The following is a 20,685-nucleotide window of genomic DNA, read 5'->3' as shown; positions in this document are numbered from 1 at the left end:
GCGTAGGCATGATCGGTTATGCCTTCATGGGACGCGTCCACTCCCAGGCGTGGCGGAACGTCTCCGCCTTCTTCGAGCTGCCCGCGAAACCCGAGATGCGGGTGATCTGCGGGCGCTCGAAGGAGGCGACCGAGGCGGCGGCCGCCCAGATGGGCTGGGCGGAGGCGGTGACCGACTGGCGCGAGGTGGTCGCCCGCGACGACATCGACATCATCGACATCTGCACGCCCGGCGACTCGCACGCCGAGATCGCCATCGCCGCGCTGGCCGCGGGCAAGCACGTCATCTGTGAGAAGCCGCTGGCCAACACGGTGGAGGAGGCCACGCGGATGGCCGAGGCCGCCGCGCGCGGGCCGGGTAGGAGCATGGTCGCCTTCAACTACCGGCGGGTGCCCGCCGTCGCCCTGGCCAGGCAACTGGTCGCCGAGGGCCGGCTGGGCGAGATCAGGCACGTACGGGCGCAGTACCTGCAGGACTGGATCGTGGATCCGGACTTCCCGCTGGTGTGGCGGTTGCGGAAGGACAAGGCGGGCTCGGGTGCGCTCGGCGACATCGGGGCGCACATCATCGACACCGCCGAGTTCGTCACCGGCCAGCGCGTCGTGGGCGTCACCGGGCTGACCGAGACCTTCGTCAAGGAACGGCCGCTCGAGGGCGGCAGCCGTACGGACAAGGGCACGGAAATGGGCACGGTCACCGTGGACGACGCGGCGCTGTTCGTCGGCCGAATGTCGGGCGGCGCGCTGGCCTCGTTCGAGGCCACGCGCTTCGCCACCGGGCGCAAGAACGCGCTGCGCATCGAGCTGAACGGCGCGCTGGGCAGCCTGTTCTTCGACTTCGAGGCGATGAACGAGCTGTGGGTCAGCGACGGCGGCGCGGGCTTCACCCGGATCCTCGTCACCGAGCCCGGCCATCCCTACGCCGGGGCGTGGTGGCCGCCGGGGCACGGGCTCGGCTACGAGCACACGTTCACCCACGAGATCAAGGACTTCCTGGAGGCGATCGCCGCCGGCGCCGACCCCTCGCCCTCGTTCGCCGACGGGCTGCGGGTGCAGCGGGTGCTGGAGGCGGTCGAGCAGAGCAACGGCGCGTACAAGGAGATCCCATGACCAGACCGGTCACACTCTTCACCGGACAGTGGGCCGACCTGCCCTTCGAGGAGGTGTGCGGGCTGGCGGCGGAGTGGGGCTACGACGGGCTGGAGATCGCCTGCTCCGGCGATCACTTCGACGTGGCCGCCGCCCTGGAGGACTCCGGGTACGTCACCCGCAAGCTCGAACAGCTCGACAAGCACGGCCTGAAGGTGTGGACGATCTCCAACCACCTCGTCGGCCAGGCCATCTGCGACCACCCCATCGACGAGCGGCACCAGGCCATCCTGCCCGCCCGCATCTGGGGCAGCGGCGATCCGGAGTCGGTGCGCCAGGCCGCGGCCGAGGACATGAAGAACACCGCCAGGGCCGCCGCCGCGCTCGGCGTGGACACCGTGGTGGGGTTCACCGGTTCGTCGATCTGGCACACCGTGGCGATGTTCCCGCCGGTGCCCGCCTCGATGGTGGAGGCCGGGTACCGGGACTTCGCCGACCGCTGGAACCCGATCCTGGACGTCTTCGACGAGGTGGGCGTCCGCTTCGCGCACGAGGTGCACCCGTCGGAGATCGCCTACGACTACGTGACGACCCAGAAGACGCTGGAAGCGATCGGCCACCGCCCCGCCTTCGGCCTGAACTGGGACCCCTCGCACATGGTCTGGCAGGACATCGACCCGGTGAACTTCATCCTCGACTTCGCCGACCGCATCTACCACGTGGACTGCAAGGACACCCGGATGCGCGTGGGCGACGGCCGCCGGGGCCGCCTGTCCTCGCACCTGCCGTGGGCGGACCTGCGGCGCGGCTGGGACTTCGTCTCGACCGGGCGCGGTGACGTGCCGTGGGAGGACTGCTTCAGGGCCCTGAACTCCATCGGCTACACGGGCCCGATCTCGATCGAGTGGGAGGACGCGGGCATGGACCGCCTCGACGGCGCCCGCGAGGCCCTGGGCTTCATCCGCACCCTGAACTCCATCACCCCGCCCGCCACGGCCTTCGACGCCGCCTTCTCCACCACGTGAGACCCCGGCCGGCCTTCTCGCGAGGCCGGCCTCTCACTCGCCTGAAGAGCCCAGGACGCGCTCCGCGGTCTCCCGGATCGAGGCGCGTACCACGGCCGGGTCGTCGAGGTCGAAGCCCACGGCCACGCCGTCGCGCACGATCATGAGGATGTCGGCGGTGGTGTCCGGCGTGGGGTGCCGGGCCTCCTTGAGCAGGCCGAGCATCAGGTCGCGGAACCACTCCCGGTAGGCGGCGACGGCCCTGCGCACCGGGTGCGAGCGGTCGGGATACTCCGCCGCGGCGTTGATGAACGGGCAGCCCCGGTAACCGGGCAGGCTGCCGAACTCGCCCATCCGCTCGAACATGGCCAGCAACCGCTCCCGCCCGGACCCGTCAGGCAGTTCGTCGGCCAGCGCCCGCTGCCGTTGACCCTGGTCCTCCACATAGGCGGTGACCAGGTCGTCCTTGGCCGGGAAGTGGTGGTAGAAGGTCGCCTTGGCCACTCCCGCCTCGGCGATGATCCGGTCGATGCCCACCGCGCGTACGCCTTCGGCATAGAACAACCGCGTCGCGGTATCCAGGATGCGCTGGCGGGCAGGACTCGTCATGCCTTGACATTACCAGACAGGTCTGTCTAGTGTCAGTCCTAGCTAGACAGACCTGTCTGTCTCCAACTGCTGTGAGGAGCACCCTGATGAGCAAGGCCCTGTACACCGCGGTCGGCACCGCCTCCGGCCGCGACGGCCGCGGTGTCACCACGGACGGCAAGCTCGACGTCAAACTGTCCCCGCCCGCCGAGCTCGGTGGCGCCGGCGCGGGCACCAACCCTGAGCAGCTGTTCGCGGTCGGGTACGCCGCGTGTTTCGCCAGCGCCATGCAACTCGTCGGCAAGAAGCAGAACCTCGACGTCACCGACGTGGCCGTGACCGCCGAGGTGGGCCTGGTGTCCAACGGCGCCGGCGGCTTCGGCCTCGAAGTCACGCTGCGGGTGGAGCTGCCCGACGAGATCTCCGCCGAGGCCGGCCACGCCCTGCTGGAGGCCACCCACCAGGTCTGCCCCTACTCCAACGCCACCCGCGGCAACATCCCCGTCAACCTGGTGGTCGAGTAGCCCTCACTTCGGGCCGCAGACGCCCAGCGCCTTCCCGATCAGCCCCGCGTCCTCGGCCGTGTCGAGCAGCGCCATCGCGTAGTCGGCGCGCGACAGCCGCATCGTGCCGCCCGTCGCGTTGGCCGCGAAGTCCACGTGCACCCGCCCGGCCGCCGGCTTGTCGTTGAGCATGGTCCCGCGCACCACGCTCCAGTCGAGGTCGCTGGCCTGCAGCATGCCCTCCGCGCGGGCCAGGTCGGCGTAGGCGGCGCGGAGGAACAACCAGGCCAGGGCGACCGGCAGCCGCGGCCTGGTCGCCGGGACCGACCGGCTGCTGGTCATGACCAGCCGGCGCGGGCCGCTCTCGCGCATCGCGGTGATCAGGGTGAGCGCGATCGTGCTCCCGCCGACCGCGGCGATCACCGCGTCCTGCCCCTGGATCGCCGTGCGGACCGCGTCCAGGTCGCGGGCGTCGCCCCGGTGCACGGCGCTCAGTCCTTCGTGTTCTTTCAGCGCCTCGGGGGTGCGGGCGAAGGCGGTGATCTCGTGGCCCCGCCGTACGCCTTGGGTGAGCACATGCTTTCCGGTACGGCCGGCCGCACCGACAACCAAGATCCTCATAATATGGCTACCTCCTATATTGCAATTTGCACTATAGGAGGATGCGCGTCAAGCGGCATGCGAAAGGGCCGGGGTATCGGCCCCGGCCCTTCCTTCCGTCGCTAGTCCATCACCACGATCTGGCGCAGCACCTCGCCGCCCTTCAGCGCGGCCACGGCGTCGTTGAGGTCGGCCAGCTTGATCCTGGCGCTGATCATCGACTCCAGGTCGAGCTGGCCGGCCTTGTACAGGGCGGCGAAGTAGGGGAAGTCGTGCCGCACGTCGGCCTCGCCGTACATGCTGGACAGCAGGTTCTTGCCCTCGAACAGCAGGCTGAACGCGGAGATCTGCACCATGTCGTCCATGGCGCCGGCGCCCACGACGATCACGTCGCCGCCCGCGCGGGTCGTCTGCCACGCGCTGGTGATGGTCGCGGACTTGCCGACGACCTCGAAGCCGTAGTCGAAGCCGTTGCCGCCGGTCAGCTCGGCCACGGCGCCCGGCAGGTCGTCGGGGGTGACCGCGTGCGTGGCGCCGACCTTCCTGGCCAGTTCGTGCTTCGACGTCAGCGGGTCGACGGCCAGGATCACGCGGGCGCCGGAGACTCGCGCGCCCTGGATCACCGACAGTCCCACGCCGCCGCAGCCGATCACCGCGACCGTGGAGCCCGGACGCACCTTGGCCGTGTTGAGCGCCGCGCCGACGCCCGTGGTGATGCCGCACCCGATCAGCGCGGCCGCCTCCCACGGCACCTCCGGGTCGATCTTGATCGCGCCCTGCCACGGCACCACGCACTCCTCGGCCCAGGTGCCGCAGCCCGCCATGCCGAAGACGGTGGAGTCGCCGCCGATGCGGAAGTTGCCCTTGGAGAAGGACTCGATCACATACTTCATGCACAGGTACGGCTGGCCGCCCAGGCACAGAGCACACTCCTGGCACGAAGGGCGCCAGTTGATGATCACGTGGTCGCCCGGCTGGAGCGAGGTGACGTGCTCGCCCACCTCGACCACCTCGCCCGCGCCCTCATGGCCCGGGATGAGCGGCACCGGCTGGGGCAGCACGCCGGACATGGCCGACAGGTCGGAATGGCAGACACCGGTCGCCCGGATCCGGACGCGTACGTCCGCCGGCCCGACCGGGGCCAGCGTGACGTCATCGCGGAGGTCGAGCTTGTCGTCGCCTACAGCGTGCAGAATGGCGGCGCGCATGGGGGGTTCCTCCTGTTACTCCTCTAGGGAGAGGGCGGCTTTCGGGCAGGAACGTACGGCGTGCCGTACCCGGTCCTGCATGTCGGCTGGCGGCTCGGGGAGAAGGACGTGCAGGTTGTCCTCCTCGTCCACGTCGAACACTTCAGGGGCGAGCCCCATGCATACGGCGTTCGCCTCGCATACCAGGTAGTCGACCTTGATCTTCATGTGAGCCTCCTGTGATCCCATGAGACCACCCTGGTGCGCTCGACCACGTATGCGATGCGTTTTCTTCCGGTCAGTTCCACGTACGGGCGCAGGTCCGCGTCGGGCACTCCGGGCGTCATCCGGCGGGCGATCTCCATGCCGATCTCCAGCACGCGCTCGTGCTCGGCGACCTGCTTGGCCACGCCGTACAGGAGGACTCCGCGCAGTTCCGCGTAGTCGTCACCGGTCTCGATCAGGCAGCTGACCCTGGGGTCGCGGGCGAGGTTGACGGCCTTCTGGGCTTTGCCGTAGGTCCAGAAGGCGATCCGGCCCTCGTCGAGGCCGTAGAACATGGTCACCAGGTGCGGGGTGCCATCGGGGTTGATGGTCGCCAGCTGGAGCTTGCGCGAGCCCTCGATGAGGGCTGTGACGTCCGCTTCCGGCATCGCGATGCGCGCGCGCTGATTCACGTTGCCCAGTAGAACAGGTTCCAGAATCGCCGACAAGAGGGCAATGGAATGTTGTTCGGTTCCACTAGGGTGCTTCTCCATGACGATGCCGCCTGACTTGCGTTACGCAGCCGAGCATGCCAAGGGATTCATGCCGGCCGGCGAAGGGCTCGCCCTCTTCCACGCCGCCCTGAAGTACGGAGGGCAGGGCCCCATCTGCGAGATCGGCACCTACTGCGGCAAGTCCGCGATCTACCTCGGCGCGGCGGCCCGCCAGACCGGCAGCGTCGTGATCACCGTCGACCACCACCGCGGGTCGGAGGAGATCCAGCCCGGCTGGGCCCACCACGACCCGACGCTGGTCGACCCGCGCTTCGGCAAGATGGACTCGCTGCCCGCCTTCCGCACCGCCATCGCCGCGGCCGGGCTGGAGGACGAGGTGATCGCGGTGGTCGGGCAGTCGGGGAGGGTGGCCGGGTTGTGGAACACGCCGCTGGCCCTGCTGTTCATCGACGGAGGACACTCCGAGGAGCCGGTGACCGCTGACTATGAGGGGTGGGCGCCGCATGTGATGGAGGGCGGGGCGCTGGTGTTCCACGACATCTACCCCGACCCTGCTGAGGGTGGGCAGGCGCCGTACCGGGTTTATCGGCGGGCGCTGTCGTCCGGGGCGTTCAAGGAGGTGGGGGGTGAGGGCTCGCTACGGGTACTGGAGCGAGTCGGCCCCGGCATCTAGGCGTGCTTTTCTGCGGACCGTCGGCGGCTGGGCTTTGTGGCTCGGTTGGGCGGTTTCATGCGGCTTTGAGCGGCCATGTATGGGCACATAGGGCTTTAGGCGGACATAGGGCTTTAGGCGGACATAGGGATGCCTTGGTCGGCGGCACGGGCGAACGCGTCGTCGATGACCACGACCTCGCGTCCCGCCCTCGCCAGAAGGGACGCGGCGGCGGTGGCACGGTAGCCGCTGCCGCAGTGCACCCAGATCTCGCCCGGCGGGATCTCGGCCAGCCTTGCGGTGAGCTGGGGGAGCGGAATGTTGATCGAACCCGCCACATGCCCGTCCCGCCATTCCCCGGCCAACCGCACATCCACCACCACCGGCCTCCCATCCGCTGCTCCACCCGCGCTCCTTGCGTCGCCCATGCCGTCCGCTGGCGTGTCTGCGCCGCTTCCGTTGTGGGCTGTTCCGGGCACGTTGTCGCCCGAGGTGGCCAGGGCCTCGGACAGGTCGGTGAAGGTGGCTCGGCGGAGGGAGCCTAGGCGGGTGGTTGAGGTGGTCAAGGTTTCTGGGGTGCCTATGGCCACGGCGGCCGGGTGGTCGAGGCCGATGCGGACCAGTTCGCGCTGGGCCTCGGCGACCGCGTCGCGGGTGGCGCCGATCAGGGTGATGGGGGCGCCGCGGGTGGTCAGCCAGCCGAGCCAGGTGGCCATGCTGCCGTCCAGGCCCAGGCTGACGGTGCCGATCAGGTGTGAGGCCGCATACGCGGTGCGGGAGCGCAGGTCCACGACCCACTCGCCGGCGTCGATGCGCCGGGCCAGTTCCTTGGGGGTGGCGGGTTCGGGCAGGCGCAGGTCCACGGGGGCGGGGCCGGTGGCGTTGATCGCGCCCATGTGGGCGTAGTAGGCGGGGTAGGCGTCCAGGCCGGACAGGACTTCGGTGACGAAGGTGTTCTCGGCCAGTCGCAGGGCCGGGTTGGCCAGTTTCTCCTGGCCCACGGTTGAGGCGTCGCCGCCGGCCGTACCGACTGCGCAGAAGCTGCCGAACCCGTGGGTCGGCCAGATGCGCGCGCCGTCGGGCAGGGCGTCGGCGAGTCTGCGCGCGGAGGCGTGCTGGTGGCGGGCGAGGGTCTCGGTGTGCTCGTGGCCGAGCAGGTCGGGGCGGCCGGTGGTGCCGAACAGCAGCGAGCCGCCGGTGAAGACGCCCTCGGGGGTGCCGTCGTGGTCGAGGACGTACGACAGGTGGTGGAAGGTGTGGCCGGGGGTGTGCAACGCCCTGAGGCGCAGTGTGGGCGAGATGTCCAGCGTGTCGCCGTCGCTCAGCGCCCGGTGCGGGAAGTCCGCCGCGTCGGCCAGCGCGTAGACCGCGCCGGTCAGCCGGGACAGTTCCAGGCCGCCGGAGACGTAGTCGTTGTGGAGGTGGGTCTCGGCGACGGTGGTGATCCGGACGCCCAATTTGCCGGCCAGGGCCAGGATCCGGTCCACGTCCCGCTGGGGATCCACCACCGCGGCCGATTTCCCGTCGGTGACCAGGTAACTGCGGTCGCCTAGGGTGGACGTCTCGATCACGTGCACGTCGAACATCTGCTCAACCTCCTCACCCATCGCAACGGCTACCCTCCGGGGGTATATTCCGCGACGGTCAGTCGGTGCGGTGGCGCCGGGCCCACGCGCGGCGGGTCTGGGCGCGCCAGGTCAGGAAGTCGTCGTGCGTGTGCGGGTCGTGGCCGAGGGAGGCCAGCGCGGCGTCGGTCCAGGCGGCCGCCTCCTCGGCCGGGGCGCCGGTCAGGATCGGGGCGGCCTCGGCGGCGTGGCCGGGGAGGGTGCCGGCGGTGAGCCAGGCGGCGCAGGCGAAGGCGGCGCCCTGCGCCACGTGCTGGCGGAAGCCGTCGGCGCCGGCGTAGACGGCGAGCCGGTCGAGTTCGTCGAGGTCCGCGCCGCCGGTGTACACGGCCGCGAAGGCCACGCCGCTCCACAGATCCGCCCGGCGGGATGCCGGGTACGCGTGGATGTGCGCCGTGAGGTCGTCGGGCTCGGCGCAGTCGTGGTACCAGAGGAGCCGCCCGAGGCCCTGGTCGAAGATCGCACAGTGTGCGCGTACGGCCAGCTCAGGCATGGCCCGCTCGCCCACCATGAGGTCGGCCTTGGACATGCTGCGCTGGAAGCCGTAGCCGTCGATGGCCAGCCAGCGCAGCAGCGGATGGGCCCGCCGCATGCCCCACGTGGGCGGCAGGCGCAGCAACGCGTGTGCGCGGCCCGCGCCCAGGTGGGCGGCATGCGGGTGGAGCTGGGCGGGGCCGGCAAGTAGCTCGTTCAGGCGCCGGCCCCGAGTCATGGTGATCAGGTCGAGCATGGTCGCGGCCGCCGCCGCGCCCTCCCAGGCGAACGGCTGCCGCTCCTGCGGTATCCGCCCGACCTTGTGGATCTCCCGGGCGATGACCGCGTTGTAGCCGTACACATAGGTTTCCTCGGCCGCCGTGAGCACTCCCGGAGCCGCTCCCGCCCTGAGCCGGAACCGTCGCCGCCCCAAGTCAGACTCGACCGGATCTTTCTCCAGGAACCTCCACAGGCCACGCGCTGGGGCCAGTGTCTGTTCAATCGTGACCTGATCCAAGAACGATGTTGTGCCCGTGTCGCCCACGCTTCCCCCGAAGACGCCTCGTACGGCCACTCACGAAGCTAGTGAGCCCATTGCGGCATTCCCCGCCGCCGCTCCGCCTCTCGGGGCAAAGAACCGGCAAAACCGATTGCGCTCATCGGCGGCTTCGCCGTACGCGAGAAAGGTGGTCTAACCCGAGGAAATCGTGCAGTCGCAGGTGTGTGAGGCGGGGGTGCGGATGTCGCGGAAGATGCCGGAACCGCCGCTGAGGCCGGACAGAGCGTCGGCGGCGAGGATGGTGGCGGCGGCGGTGTAGCCGCTGCGCTCGTGGGGGAAGTGCTTGCGGTTGACGAACTGCCAGCCGGTCCAGTACGAGCCGTCGTCGTGGCGCAGGTGCTGCATGTCGGTGAAGAGGCGGACGGCGCGCTCGCGCCGGCCCAGGGCGTCGAGGGCGAGCACGAGCTCGCAGGTTTCCGCGCCCGTCACCCACGGCTGGTCGGAGACGCAGCGGATGCCGAGGCCCGGCACCACGAACGTCGGCCATTCGCGGTCGATCAGGTCAAAGGCCGCGCGGCCGCGGACGGCGCCGCCGAGGACCGGGTAGTACCAGTCCATAGAGAAGCGGCTTTTGTCGGTGAACGCCTCCGGGTGGAAGGCGAGCACGTGGGCGAGGCGGTCGGCGGCCAGCTCCCAATGAGGTTGCGGGTCGCCGAGGTGATCGGCGAGCAGAACGCCGCAGCGCAGCCCCTGGTGGATCGAGGAACAGCCGGTCAGCAGCGCGTAGGTGGAGGCGCGGCCCTGGGCGTCACGCTCCCAGACGATCTCGCCGCGCGCGGTCTGCAGGTCCACCACGTAGTCGAGTGCGCGCTTGACCATCGGCCAGAGGGGACTGGGGTCCTTGCCGGTGACCAGGTAGTTGTGCCAGGCGCCGACGGCCGCGTACGCCGCGTGGTTGGACTCGCCGCCGCGCTCGACCGCCACGCCGTCCTGGATCTTCATCGCCCAGGAGCCGTCGGGGCGCTGGTGGCGCATCAGCCAGTCGTAGCCGCGGTCCACGGGCTCCGACAGGCCGGCGACGGCCATCGCCATCAGGCATTCGACGTGGTTCCACGCGTCGACGTGTCCTTCCGGCCAGGGCACGCCGCCGTCGTCCTGCTGGATGGCGGCGATGCTCTGGGCGGTCTGGACGGTCTGCTCCCAGCTGATCACGCTCAGGGCTTCCGCACGTAGAGGACGACGCTCTTGCCGATCAGCGGGTTGAGCAGGGCCTCGGCGACGCGGGTGGCGGCCGGGCGCTTCATGATGTCCCATACGAGCAGCTCGTGGTAGGCCTTCGCGAGGGGGTGCTCGTCGTTGTTGACGCCGACGGCGCACTTGATCCACCAGTACGGCGCGTGCAGCCCGTGGGCATGGTGATGGGGCCCGATCTCGAACCCGGTGGACTTCAGCTTTGCGCTCAGCTCGGCCAGGGTGTAGATGCGGACATGTCCGCCGGGCGCCGTGTGGTAGTCCTCGTCCAGCGCCCAGCAGATCCGCTCGGGCAGGAAGCTCGGCACCGTGATGGCCGCCGTGCCGCCCGGCTTGAGCACCCGGAAGATCTCCGCCATCGCGCTCATGTCGTCCGGGATGTGCTCCAGCACCTCGGCCGCGATCACCCGGTCGAAGCTGCCCTCCTCGAACGGCATGTCGAGCGCGGTGCCCTGCACGGTCTCACCGCCGGCGCCGATCGGCACCTCGCCGGCCTTGTCCATCGCCACGAACATGGCGGCCACGTTGTCAAGCTCGGCCTGGTCCATGTCGAAGGCGACCACGTCGGCGCCCCTGCGCAGCACCTCGAAGGCGTGCCGGCCGCCGCCGCAGCCGAGATCGAGAACCCGCACTCCGGGGCCGACGGGCAGCTTGGCGAAGTCGACGGTCAGCAAGTCAGCGTGCTCCTCTGTTCTGGATGGCCTCTCGGTAGGCCTCGACGGTCCGCTTGGCGACGACGTGCCAGGTGTAGCGCTCCATGACGCGGTCGTAACCGCGTTTGCCCACCGCCTCACGCTCTTCGGGGGAGTCGTGCAGGCGGCGCAGCACCGCGGCCAGCTCCTCCGGGTCACCGGGCGCCACCTGGATGGCCGCGTCGCCCACGACCTCGGGCAACGCTCCGGTACGGCTGGCCACCAGCGGCGTTGCGCAGGCCATGTGCTCCACGGCGGGCAGCGAGAAGCCCTCGTAGAGCGAGGGGACGACCGAGATCTCCGAGGTGGCGATCAGCTCGCCCAGCTCGTCGTCGGAGATGCCGTGCACGAACGTGACGCGGTCCTGGAGGCTGAGCTCCTGCACGAGTTGCTCGGTGGGGCCGCCGGGCGTGGGCTTGCTGACGACGGTCAGGGTGACGTCGCGTTCGGTCGCCAGCTTGGCCACGGCTCTGAGCAGGGTGGACACACCCTTCATGGGCGAGTCGGCGCTGGCTACGGCGACGATCGAGCCCTTTTTCCGGGGTTTTTCGGGCCTCGGGTGGAAATATCGGGTGTCGACGCCGAGGGGGATCAGGCGCATGTTGGCCTGCGGGACGTTGAAGTCGCGGTGGATGTCGGCCAGGCTCGACTCGCTCACCGTCAGGATCGGGCTCAGCCGCGGTGCGACCTTGGCCTGCATCTTCACGAACCCGTACCAGCGGCGCATGCTCAGCTTCTTGCCGCCCTTGGCCGCCTCCAGCTCGATGCGGCGATCCACGCTGATCGGGTGGTGGATGGTGCCGACGACCGGGAAAAGCTTCTGGATGCCGAGCAGGCCGTACCCGAGCGTCTGGTTGTCCTGGACGACGTCGAAGTCGCCGACGCGCTTCTTCAGCTCGCGGTAGGCGCGCAACGTGAAGGTCAGCGGCTCGGGGAAGCCCGCGGTCCACATGGTCCCGACTTCGAGCCAGTCGATCCAGTCGCGGTATTCGTGCAGTTTGGGGGTCCGGAACGGGTCTTGGTCGCGGTAAAGGTCGAGGCTCGGGACCTTGTTGAGGATCACACCCTCATCGAGCTCGGGGTACGGCTGGCCGGAGAAGACCTCGACATGGTGTCCGAGGGCGACGAGTTCGCGGCTCAGGTGCCGAAGGTAGACACCTTGACCGCCACAGGTCGGCTTGCTGCGGTAGGACAACAGCGCGATCCGCAGCGTGTCATTCACGGACACCCCTTTCTCCGCCGGTAGACACCTGAGACGGGCGTGTACCGTGAAAGATGACCTTAGTTGGAAAAGGCTACCATTCGGTAGGTCATCTGGAATTGTTCCTACCCCGGCTCGCAGCCCTCGCGAACTGCGACGTTGGCGTGACCGAACGTAGTTCGGTGGAACCTGTTCTAGCTGGCTTGGTGCTGTTCGAGACGCGTAGCTGTACATTCCCGTCCCAACGGACGTGGTTGCGATAGTTGGAGGACCCGTTGGCCAGGCGCGCTCTGATCACCGGCATCACCGGCCAAGACGGTTCCTATCTGGCGGAGCACCTGCTCGCCCAGGGGTACGAGGTCTGGGGTCTGGCCCGAGGGCAGGCCAACCCGCGGGTGTCGCGCATGCGTAAGCTCCTCGCGGACGTTCAGGTGGTGCGGGGCGATCTGCTCGACCAGGGGTCGCTGATCTCGGCGGTGGAACGCGTTCAGCCCGACGAGGTCTACAACCTGGGCGCCATCTCCTTCGTGCCCATGTCCTGGGAGCAGGCCGAGCTGACCGCCGAGGTCACCGGTATGGGCGTGCTGCGCATGCTGGAGGCCATCCGCGTGTGTTCCGGTGTTTCCCGAGGTTCAAGCACCCGCTCCGGGCAGATGCGCTTTTATCAGGCTTCATCCTCCGAAATGTTCGGCCAGGTCACCGAGACGCCCCAGAACGAGCGCACCGGCTTCCACCCCCGCTCGCCGTACGGCGTGGCCAAGGCCTACGGGCACTTCCTCACCCAGAACTACCGCGAGTCCTACGGCATGTACGCCGTCTCCGGCATCCTGTTCAACCACGAATCCCCGCGCCGGGGCGCCGAGTTCGTCACCAGGAAGGTCACCCTGGGGGTGGCCCGCATCAAACTCGGCCTGGCCTCCGAGCTGCGGCTGGGCAACCTGGAGGCCCGCCGCGACTGGGGCTTCGCCGGCGACTACGTCCGCGCCATGCACCTCATGCTCCAGGCCGCCGCCCCCGAGGACTACGTGATCGGCACCGGCCGGATGAAGTCGGTACGCGAACTGGTCGAGGCCGCCTTCACCGCCGCCGGCCTGGACTGGGAGCAGTACGTCGTCCGCGACCAGACCCTCCACCGCCCCGCCGAGGTGGACCTGCTGTGCGCCGACCCCAAGAAGGCCCGGGTACAGCTCGGCTGGGAACCCACCGTCTCCTTCGACGACCTGGTCGCCATGATGGTCGAATCCGACATCCGCCTCCTGTCCAACGGCGGCGACCCCGACCAGGACTCCTCCTGGCCGTAGAACGGTCTTTCACTTTGGCGCGCATGTCGCGTGTGGGGTTCCAGGCGTTGCTCCAGTCGAGTTGAAGCTCAGCCCCTGAAGGTCCTTCCTCCGATCGGCCGCCCTCTTGAGGCCCACCCGTTGCCCAGCTAAGTGGTTGGGCAGGTGGAGCCCGCGCCCTGGTTCAGCGGTGCCCCGCTTCGCTTCGCGCGTGCTTCCAGTCGGACCGGCGCCCGACCACGCGCCGGTCCTCGCTGCGCTCGGGGTTTGATCGGGCGCCTCCGGCGCAGGGGCTGGCGCGCCCGTATGGGTGCTTGAGCAGGTGGGAAAGCAGGGCGGCAGGAAGTGGGGGAGCGGGGCTGGATAGTGGGGTGCCAGAGAGGCTAGGGGCCACCTTGGCGCCCGGGAAAAGCGGTGCCACGGCGTGCTGGGGCCGTGACGTCAGGGTGTGCGGCGGAGATGGCGGCTGGGGGCGTTGCGGTCTGAGGCGGAAGCGGAGGCTGGGCGGCAAGCCAGGGCGGGGTGCCGGGGAGGGTGGTGCCGTGGCGTGTTGGGGCCGTGGTGTCAGGGTTTTCGGCGGAGGTGGGGGCGGGGGCCGTTGGGGTGGCGGCGGGCCTTGCGGATGTGGGACAGGATGCGGGTGGTCTCGTCTGGGTGGGGGCGCCAGCCGCGTTCGATGAGGGAGTTGGCCACCTGCTCCAGGAGGTCGCCCATGCGGGCGGGGACCACGTCGCGGCGGACGGGGATGATGTGCCAGCCCATGGATTCCAGGCTTGTTCGGCGGGTTGTGTCTCTGGCGCGGTCCTCGGGGGATGAGTGGTGGTCGCGGCCGTCGTACTCGACTGCCAGGTGGTAGGCGGGCCAGCCGAGGTCCAGGTAGGCGTGGCGGGTATCGGGGAGGATCACGTGTATCTGGGTGGTGGGGCGGGGGAGGCCGGCTTCCAGGAAGGTCACTCGGAGGCGGCTTTCCCTGGGGGAGGCGGCGCCGCTGTCGGCCATGCTCAGGGTTTGCATGAGGTGAGTGAAGGCGGTCGCCTGGGTGCGGAGGTCGGCGATCCTCACGCCTCGCCTCAGGAACTGGTCGACGATGGCGATGCCGTCGATTCTGGGGAGGGTTCGGGCGCAGTCCAGGGCGGTGCGTTCGAGGGTGGTCAGGCGGATTCCCTTGTGTGTGGTGGTGTCGGCCGGCGGGAGCGACAGCTCGTACGCCTGGCAGCCGGGGATGTCCATGTGGATCGGGATGGCCAGCTCTACCGGCCAGCCCTCCTCGCGTGTGCCGTCGGGCATGGCGTGCAGGCCCCAGACGTGCGCGGCCGTACGGCGGACGGCCACGGCGCTCGGGACCAGCTGCGTGAGCAGGCGGGTGCGGTCGAGGAGGGAGCCCGTGGTGAGGGTGTCGGTCACGGGTTCAGGGTGGCTTGTGGGGGCCGGGTTGGGTGGGGGCGAACGGGGTTCTGTGGATGGGGAGCGGGTTTCCACAGCCCCGCACGCCTACAAGCCCACAACCAGATCCGGCCGTTCCGGCACGGCTCGCCTCATGCAGTCAGACCCGGCCACCGTGCCCGACCACTCCGCCGCTGAGGGAACCGCTGCACAGCCCGGAGGGCGGCACGGCAATCCGGGAGGCTTCGCCGCTCGGACGCCGCTCGGACGCTACGGCGGCTTCGCCGCTCGGGCGTTGCGCGCGGAGCGGGTGGGCACGAGTGCTCGTCGGCGACTCGGGTTGCCGGGTGGAGTGCGTGCCGGGCCGCGGCTGAGAGCATCTCGGCCGGCAGCCTCGGATCGTCCAGCGCGACGCCTAACTACATGTAGGGCCGCGCACGAACGACCGCATCGAACTCAAGTACGGCCGCGCCGTACCCATGATCCACCACAGGCCTTAACTACCGGCTGGTCCGCACGACCGCGTTCCACATCCTGGAAGTGGAACAGGTCCCGTTGCGCGAGCACTCGAAATCGGACGCCGACAGACATCCCCCATGGCGTTCCGAAACTGCCGTACGGAGACGAACTCCGGTACGGTGGGCGGATGGCAAACCCCGGACGCCCCCAGAGTGGGCTGGAACTGGGCTATGCCCGCGTATCCACCACAAAGCAGTCATTGGACAGGCAGCTCGACGCGCTCGCTTCCGTCGGCATCCCTGAAGCCCAGATCTACGTCGACACGAAGTCCGGCACCACCGTCGACCGCGACGGCCTGAACCGGCTGCTGGCCTACGCCCGGCCCGGCGACGTGATCGTCGTGCACACTCTCGACCGGATCGGTCGCAACCTTCGCGAAGTCCTCAATCTTGTCCATGATCTGTCTGAACGCGGCATCGGAGTACGGTCGCTGGCAGACCCGCTGCCGATCAACACCGCCGACGAGGGCATGGCGAGGATCGCCTTCCTTCTGCTGGCGCTGTTCGCCGAGATGGAGCGCACCTTCACCGCTGAACGCGCCGCCCACGCCCGCAGCGTCGCCGAAGCCCATGACCGGCGCATCGGCCGCCCCATCGCTCACCCCGAGGACAAGATCGAGTACGCGCGTCTCCTCAAAGCCCAGGGCGACTCCCTCGGCGTTATCGCCGCCAAGACCGGCATTCCCAAGACCTCGCTACACCGCTACCTCACCACCGATCAGCCGACCGGAACGGGCCCATCCGCATGACCGGGCCCGACGATGTCCCCGCCCTGCGAGCCGAGTGGCTGCTCCAAGACCCTGAGCTCTGGCCGTTGCTCGCGTTCGAGGGCGGCACCGACGAACGCGGTCTGCCTTCCGATGGGACCTGGGAGGATCGGCGGCAGATCCTCGATCTCCGGAAGCTGTCCGACGTCACCGACGAGCAAGTTGAGCAGCTCATCGCCGAACGCCGCCGCTATTACACCGAGGCGCTCGAACTGCTGGACGATGCCGCCCCGCCCATCCCTGCCGACGACCCGAACGGGCGCCCTGATGGCCGAGCAACCGCATCGCGACCCCGAACCGGACCTCCTGCGGACTCTGCGCCGCGGCCAGATCGTCACGGGAACCGTCATCGAGATCGCCGGCTTCGGCGTCACGTTCGTCGACATCGGCGGCTTCACCGCGATGATCAATATCCCCGAGCTGTCGTGGCGGCCGATCGACCATCCGAGCGACGTCGTCGCTGTGGGCCAGGAGATCACCACCGAGATTCTCGACATCGATCTCTCGCGCCGCCGCGTCTCGCTGTCCCTCAAAGCCCTTGAGAACGATCCGCTTCGCGATCTGCGGCGAAGCGTCGGCCGCATCGTCACCGGCCCCGTCACCAAGGTCGTGCCTTTCGGTGTGTTTGTACGCGTGGAGGACACCGACCGCGGGTTCGAGGGCTTGCTTCCAAGCGCCGAGCTCGGAGTCGAACCGCCGGCAGTGGGCGAAACGGTGACCGTGCAGATCAAGCAGGTCGATGTGATGCGGCGGCGCATCGAGCTCTCGCGTTCCTCCGGCTCCGCCGACGAACAGACGGGTACGTGACGGATAGCCGGCTTCAACGGTGTTTTGACCACGATCTGTTGATCGAAAAGCTCTCACCCGCAAATGGCCCACCTCAGCCTCATCGACTTCGCCACCACCGAAGCCGTCGCCATCACCTACATCACCAGCGGTCACCGCCTCGTCGACCAGCTCTGCCTCGCCGCTGCGGAGCGGTGTGGCCAGGTCGGCGCCGCATCTGCTCGCCGAGCACCTCGGTCAGCCCGGCGTCGGTGCGCTCACAGGAGTCGTCGCTGACGGCGAAGGCGTCGCGGCGGGGATCGCACGCTGGTCGAGCAGGCCGCTGACGAAGCCGGCGAGCACGAAACCGCGGCAGGCGTGCGCGAGGGTGACCGAGGCGGGACTTTGGGCAGGGTGGCGCGGCGGTGATGTCGGCGGCGAGCGCCGTCAGGCAGGCGGCCAGGGGGCTCGGCGGTGAGCGCCGTCAGGCAGGCGGTCAGGGGCTCGGTGGTGAGCGCCGTCAGGTGGGCGGTCAGGGGCTCGGCGGGGGCGGGCGGGTCGGTCAGCGGTCGGCGGTGAGGTGGCGGAGGGCGTGCGCGAAAAGGAGTTCGCGGCGCATCCGAGATGCGGTCAGCGCGTGGCTGCCCCGGTGCCGGAGGAGAAGGCTTGCCGGTAGTGTTCGGCCGCCTGGGCCATGTCCGAGCTGAGGAGCTGGAAGAACCGGCTCGCGGTCCGGAGCCGGATGCTGGCCGGGCTATGAGCGCCGAGGACGTCGGCGCCCTCCTCGATGGTGTCGGCCCACAGCGCCAGCGACCGGGTGCCCACCAGCCACGCCCGGTACCAGACGTCGTCGTCGATGAAGTACCGCTCACGCCGGTTGTCACGTTCGCGCTTGAGGAGCCCCAGTTGCTCGAGCGCGCCGACGGCCTTGGAGATCGACGCGGGGCTGACCCGCAGCCGCTCGATCAGCTCGGCGACGGTCATGTTGCCGCTGTCGCTGGTGAGCAGGCAGACCAGCACCTTGGCGGCCATCGGCGGCCACCCTCCTGACATCAGCCCGGTGAGTTTCTGCTCGTATTCGCGCACCGTCTGAGGGTCACGACTGCCGGCGTCCACGATGGCCGACGTGCTCAGCGGCGGGGTCGGCCGGCGGCGGGCGCGCCATCCGGTCGCTTGCTGCGCCCGGGCCGCGTGGTAGCCGTGCGGGCCACCGTTGCGAGCGATCTCGCGGCCGATGGTCGACCTCGGCCGCGACAGGCGACGGGCGATCTCGGCATAGGCGAGCCCTTCAGCCAGTCCGTCGGCGATCTTGCGGCGGTCCTCGTACGTCAGGTGACCTCCCGGCACGTGCTCCTCCCAGGTTGTCGCACGTGCCCAAGTATGTCGCCAGGAGCGGCCTGAATGCGACACCCGCTGGGCAGTTGTTGCATTTGCCGACAAGGTCGTTGCGCCAATCAATACGCTATGACCTGCAGAGACAGCGCGTTTGACTTGCAGGTTTCTCGAACACATCCGTAGCTTTCCTCATGCGTGAACGATGGCCGTTCGCGCGGAGAGAACCGACATGACCCAGCCGAATCCCGCGCCCGCGCTGCCGACGGAGCGCGTCACGGAGCACCCCTTCGGACTCACGCGACTTCGCGAAGGCCGTCCGCTGAGCATCACCCCGTTCACGATCCGCACCGCTCTGGAGGACGTCGAGCTGATCAAGGCGGGCGAAACGGTGACCGTCTCGATCTCGGCGGCCAACCTCGACCCGCTCCACCGGGACGGCGGGCACGTCCCCTTCGGCCACGGCATCCACCAGTGCCTCGGCCGGCAGCCGGCCCGTGCGGAACTACAGATCCCCGCCCTGGTCAGCCGGCGCCTGGCCGTCTACGGCGTCCACGAACTTCCGGTCGCCCGGGACGCGTAGCTTTCCGAATGTCTAGGAGGCCTCTGACATGGCTGCCCAAGTATGCCTCGTAACCGGCGCCTCATCCGGCATCGGCCACGCCACCGCGCTCGAGTTCCTGCGCGCGGGACACATCGTGTACGGCGCGGCGCGGCGCTCGCACCTGATGGGGGCGATCCGTGAAGCGGGAGGTCACGCGCTTCAGATGGACGTGACCAAGGAAGAAGACCGCCAGCGGGCCGTCCGCACCATCCTGGACGAACACCGGCGGATCGACGTCCTGGTGAACAACGCGGGAGCCGTCGTGCACGGCGCGGCCGAGGACACACCGCTGGAGATGGCGCGAGACGCGTTCGAGGTCAATGTGTTCGCGCCGGCCCGGCTGGTCCAGCTCGTCCTGCCGCACATGCGCCGGCGGCGATCGGGCACGATCGTCAACGTGTCCTCGATCGGGGGCGAGCTCGCCCTGCCGCTCGGCGCCTGGTACTACGCCTCCAAGCACGCCCTGGAGGCCTTCTCCGACACGCTCCGCATGGAGACCCGGCAGTTCGGCATCGAGGTCGTCGTCATCCAGCCGGGCATCATCAAGACCGACTTCGAGTCCGGGACCGCGCGGCAGTTGCGGGAGATCTCCGGAGACGGGCCCTACCGGCAGATGGCCGAGGCCATGGCGGGCGCTGCCGAGGCGCAGGTGGGCCACCAGAGCGACCAGGCCTCAGCCCCCGGCGTCGTCGCGACCGCGATCCTGCGGGCCGTCGAGTCGGACCGGCCGGAGACCCGCTACGTCGTGGGCTGGCAGGCCGAAGCCCTCCTGAACCTCAAGAAGTCCCTTTCCGACCGCGAGTTCGACGCGCGGGTCACCGGCTTCGCATGAGCACGGAGTGGCACCGAAACGCACGACATCCGGCATTCCCCGACGCCTACTGGAGACCCTGCCGCGCGTCGGCACCTTCACCCGGCGAGGAGATCCAGGGTCGCCTCCTCGCCGGCCCAACGAGACCCGCAATTCGGAGAAACCCCATGACCCCTGCGATCGCCATTTCCGGGCTCGTCAAGGCCTACGGGCCGGTACGCGCCCTCAACGGGCTCGACCTCACCGTGAGCGCCGGACAGGTGCACGGCTTCCTCGGCCCGAACGGCGCGGGCAAGAGCACCACCATCCGCATCCTGCTGGGCCTGATACGGGCCACCTCCGGCAACGTCAGGCTGCTGGGCGCCGACCCCTGGGCCGACGCCGTCGCGCTGCACCGCCGCCTGGCGTACGTGCCGGGCGATGTGGAGCTGTGGCCCAACCTCACCGGAGGCGAGGCCATCGACGTGCTCGGCCGCCTGCGTGGCGGGCTCGACGACCAGCGCAGGAACGAGCTGATCGAGCGGTTCGAGCTCGATCCGAAGAAGAAGGCACGGACCTACTCCAAGGGCAACCGCCAGAAGGTCGCCCTCGTCGCCGCCCTCTCCGCCGATGTGGAGCTGCTGATCCTCGACGAGCCCACGAGCGGGCTTGACCCGCTGATGGAGGCGGTGTTCCAGCAGGTCGTCGCCGAAGCCAAGGCCGCGGGCCGCACCATCCTGCTGTCCAGCCACATCCTCGCCCAGGTCGAAACCCTCGCCGACCGGATCACCATCATCCGAGAAGGGAAGGTCGTGGAGTCGGGGACGCTGGCGCAGATGCGGCACCTGACCCGGACGGCGATCGTCGCCGAGACCACCACCCCGGTCAGCGGCCTCGACCAGCTGCCCGGTGTCCACAACGCGAAGATCGAGGGCGGCAGCGTGCGGTTCAGCGTGGACACCGAACACCTCGACGTCGCCGTAAGGCTCCTCGCCGGTTTCGGCATCCACTCGCTGGTCAGCCACCCGCCGACGCTCGAAGAGCTCATGCTCCGGCACTACGGGACCAAGGAGGCTGCCTAATGCTTCTGTCAAGCTGCGGTGCGGATCTGGTGCCCGGGGTCGTAGGGCTTGCGGGTGCGCAAGATGGCGTGCAGGACGTTG

At 69.3% G+C, this 20,685-nt stretch carries 22 protein-coding genes; 10 read left to right on the top strand and 12 right to left on the bottom strand.

Annotated features, from left to right (window positions below):
- Positions 1–8 precede the first annotated feature (8 nt).
- Together ACFWY5_RS53060 and ACFWY5_RS53055 are read left to right on the top strand one after the other, a co-directional pair.
- A complete protein-coding gene (locus ACFWY5_RS53060; RefSeq protein WP_379639625.1) occupies positions 9–1,109 on the top strand; it encodes a Gfo/Idh/MocA family protein in 1,101 nt (366 codons plus the stop codon).
- On the top strand, positions 1,106–2,113 hold the full coding sequence (locus ACFWY5_RS53055; protein WP_379639624.1) for a sugar phosphate isomerase/epimerase family protein: 1,008 nt from the start codon (positions 1,106–1,108) through the stop codon (positions 2,111–2,113). The genes ACFWY5_RS53060 and ACFWY5_RS53055 overlap by 4 nt, the downstream gene beginning before the upstream one ends.
- Positions 2,114–2,146: 33 nt before the next feature.
- On the opposite strand, the gene ACFWY5_RS53050 is transcribed toward ACFWY5_RS53055, so the two are convergent.
- Positions 2,147–2,701, bottom strand: a complete 555-nt coding sequence (locus tag ACFWY5_RS53050) for a TetR/AcrR family transcriptional regulator (RefSeq protein WP_379612157.1) — start codon at positions 2,699–2,701, stop codon at positions 2,147–2,149.
- A gap of 86 nt (positions 2,702–2,787) precedes the next feature.
- Between ACFWY5_RS53050 and ACFWY5_RS53045 the strand changes: the two genes are divergently transcribed.
- Positions 2,788–3,204, top strand: coding sequence for an organic hydroperoxide resistance protein (locus ACFWY5_RS53045; protein ID WP_379612155.1), 417 nt, complete (start codon positions 2,788–2,790; stop codon positions 3,202–3,204).
- A gap of 3 nt (positions 3,205–3,207) precedes the next feature.
- On the opposite strand, the gene ACFWY5_RS53040 is transcribed toward ACFWY5_RS53045, so the two are convergent.
- From ACFWY5_RS53040 to ACFWY5_RS53025, 4 genes are all read right to left on the bottom strand, one after another.
- Positions 3,208–3,804 carry an NAD(P)-dependent oxidoreductase gene (locus ACFWY5_RS53040; RefSeq protein WP_379639623.1) on the bottom strand — a complete coding sequence of 199 codons (597 nt, stop codon included), beginning with the start codon at positions 3,802–3,804 and terminating at the stop codon, positions 3,208–3,210.
- 101 nt (positions 3,805–3,905) lie between these two features.
- On the bottom strand, positions 3,906–4,991 hold the full coding sequence (locus ACFWY5_RS53035; RefSeq protein WP_379612153.1) for a Zn-dependent alcohol dehydrogenase: 1,086 nt from the start codon (positions 4,989–4,991) through the stop codon (positions 3,906–3,908).
- A gap of 15 nt (positions 4,992–5,006) precedes the next feature.
- Entirely contained in the window at positions 5,007–5,198 is a 192-nt protein-coding gene (locus ACFWY5_RS53030) for a ferredoxin (RefSeq protein ID WP_184972597.1), read from the bottom strand.
- Positions 5,195–5,647 (bottom strand): pyridoxamine 5'-phosphate oxidase family protein, encoded by a 453-nt coding sequence (locus tag ACFWY5_RS53025; protein WP_379612152.1) that lies wholly within the window; start codon positions 5,645–5,647, stop codon positions 5,195–5,197. Before ACFWY5_RS53025 ends, ACFWY5_RS53030 begins: the two co-directional genes overlap by 4 nt.
- Before the next feature lie 85 nt (positions 5,648–5,732).
- Between ACFWY5_RS53025 and ACFWY5_RS53020 the strand changes: the two genes are divergently transcribed.
- Positions 5,733–6,362: a class I SAM-dependent methyltransferase gene (locus ACFWY5_RS53020; RefSeq protein ID WP_379612257.1), complete on the top strand. Its 630-nt coding sequence runs from the start codon at positions 5,733–5,735 to the stop codon at positions 6,360–6,362.
- A gap of 113 nt (positions 6,363–6,475) precedes the next feature.
- Here the strand turns inward: ACFWY5_RS53020 and ACFWY5_RS53015 are convergent, their stop codons facing one another.
- The 5 genes from ACFWY5_RS53015 to ACFWY5_RS52995 all read right to left on the bottom strand — a co-directional run bounded on the left by ACFWY5_RS53015 (position 6,476) and on the right by ACFWY5_RS52995 (position 12,110).
- A complete protein-coding gene (locus tag ACFWY5_RS53015; RefSeq protein WP_379639622.1) occupies positions 6,476–7,948 on the bottom strand; it encodes a rhodanese-like domain-containing protein in 1,473 nt (490 codons plus the stop codon).
- Positions 7,949–7,985: 37 nt separating this feature from the next.
- Positions 7,986–8,984: a DUF1702 family protein gene (locus tag ACFWY5_RS53010; RefSeq protein ID WP_379612149.1), complete on the bottom strand. Its 999-nt coding sequence runs from the start codon at positions 8,982–8,984 to the stop codon at positions 7,986–7,988.
- A 147-nt stretch (positions 8,985–9,131) separates the two neighbouring features.
- Positions 9,132–10,151, bottom strand: a complete 1,020-nt coding sequence (locus tag ACFWY5_RS53005; RefSeq protein WP_379612148.1) for a prenyltransferase — start codon at positions 10,149–10,151, stop codon at positions 9,132–9,134.
- A 2-nt stretch (positions 10,152–10,153) separates the two neighbouring features.
- Positions 10,154–10,864 (bottom strand): class I SAM-dependent methyltransferase, encoded by a 711-nt coding sequence (locus ACFWY5_RS53000; RefSeq protein WP_379612147.1) that lies wholly within the window; start codon positions 10,862–10,864, stop codon positions 10,154–10,156.
- Between the two features lies 1 nt (position 10,865).
- A complete protein-coding gene (locus ACFWY5_RS52995; protein WP_379639621.1) occupies positions 10,866–12,110 on the bottom strand; it encodes a glycosyltransferase family 4 protein in 1,245 nt (414 codons plus the stop codon).
- A 248-nt stretch (positions 12,111–12,358) separates the two neighbouring features.
- Between ACFWY5_RS52995 and ACFWY5_RS52990 the strand changes: the two genes are divergently transcribed.
- A complete protein-coding gene (locus tag ACFWY5_RS52990; RefSeq protein WP_379612145.1) occupies positions 12,359–13,384 on the top strand; it encodes a GDP-mannose 4,6-dehydratase in 1,026 nt (341 codons plus the stop codon).
- A 543-nt stretch (positions 13,385–13,927) separates the two neighbouring features.
- Here the strand turns inward: ACFWY5_RS52990 and ACFWY5_RS52985 are convergent.
- A complete protein-coding gene (locus ACFWY5_RS52985) occupies positions 13,928–14,767 on the bottom strand; it encodes a DUF559 domain-containing protein (protein WP_379639620.1) in 840 nt (279 codons plus the stop codon).
- Positions 14,768–15,392: 625 nt separating this feature from the next.
- Between ACFWY5_RS52985 and ACFWY5_RS52980 the strand changes: the two genes are divergently transcribed.
- Both ACFWY5_RS52980 and ACFWY5_RS52975 read left to right on the top strand, forming a co-directional pair.
- Positions 15,393–16,013 (top strand): recombinase family protein, encoded by a 621-nt coding sequence (locus ACFWY5_RS52980; RefSeq protein WP_379639619.1) that lies wholly within the window; start codon positions 15,393–15,395, stop codon positions 16,011–16,013.
- Between the two features lie 285 nt (positions 16,014–16,298).
- On the top strand, positions 16,299–16,838 hold the full coding sequence (locus tag ACFWY5_RS52975) for a S1 RNA-binding domain-containing protein (protein ID WP_379639618.1): 540 nt from the start codon (positions 16,299–16,301) through the stop codon (positions 16,836–16,838).
- A gap of 588 nt (positions 16,839–17,426) precedes the next feature.
- Here ACFWY5_RS52975 and ACFWY5_RS52970 read toward each other — a convergent pair.
- Positions 17,427–18,143 carry a helix-turn-helix domain-containing protein gene (locus tag ACFWY5_RS52970; RefSeq protein WP_379639617.1) on the bottom strand — a complete coding sequence of 239 codons (717 nt, stop codon included), beginning with the start codon at positions 18,141–18,143 and terminating at the stop codon, positions 17,427–17,429.
- Between the two features lie 217 nt (positions 18,144–18,360).
- Here ACFWY5_RS52970 and ACFWY5_RS52965 point away from each other — a divergent pair, with 217 nt between their 5' ends.
- From ACFWY5_RS52965 to ACFWY5_RS52955, 3 genes are all read left to right on the top strand, one after another.
- Positions 18,361–18,711 (top strand): hypothetical protein, encoded by a 351-nt coding sequence (locus tag ACFWY5_RS52965; protein ID WP_379639616.1) that lies wholly within the window; start codon positions 18,361–18,363, stop codon positions 18,709–18,711.
- 28 nt (positions 18,712–18,739) lie between these two features.
- Positions 18,740–19,564 carry an oxidoreductase gene (locus tag ACFWY5_RS52960; protein WP_379639615.1) on the top strand — a complete coding sequence of 275 codons (825 nt, stop codon included), beginning with the start codon at positions 18,740–18,742 and terminating at the stop codon, positions 19,562–19,564.
- A 146-nt stretch (positions 19,565–19,710) separates the two neighbouring features.
- The gene (locus tag ACFWY5_RS52955) at positions 19,711–20,604 is read left to right on the top strand and encodes an ATP-binding cassette domain-containing protein (protein WP_379639614.1); all 894 of its coding nucleotides are present in this window, start codon (positions 19,711–19,713) and stop codon (positions 20,602–20,604) included.
- The last annotated feature ends 81 nt before the right edge of the window (positions 20,605–20,685 follow it).

Origin of the sequence: Nonomuraea sp. NPDC059007 (assembly GCF_042740555.1) — a bacterium.
GTDB lineage: Bacteria > Actinomycetota > Actinomycetes > Streptosporangiales > Streptosporangiaceae > Nonomuraea.
Note: the sequence above shows the minus strand (reverse complement) of the source record. Positions and strands in the feature narration are given on the sequence as shown.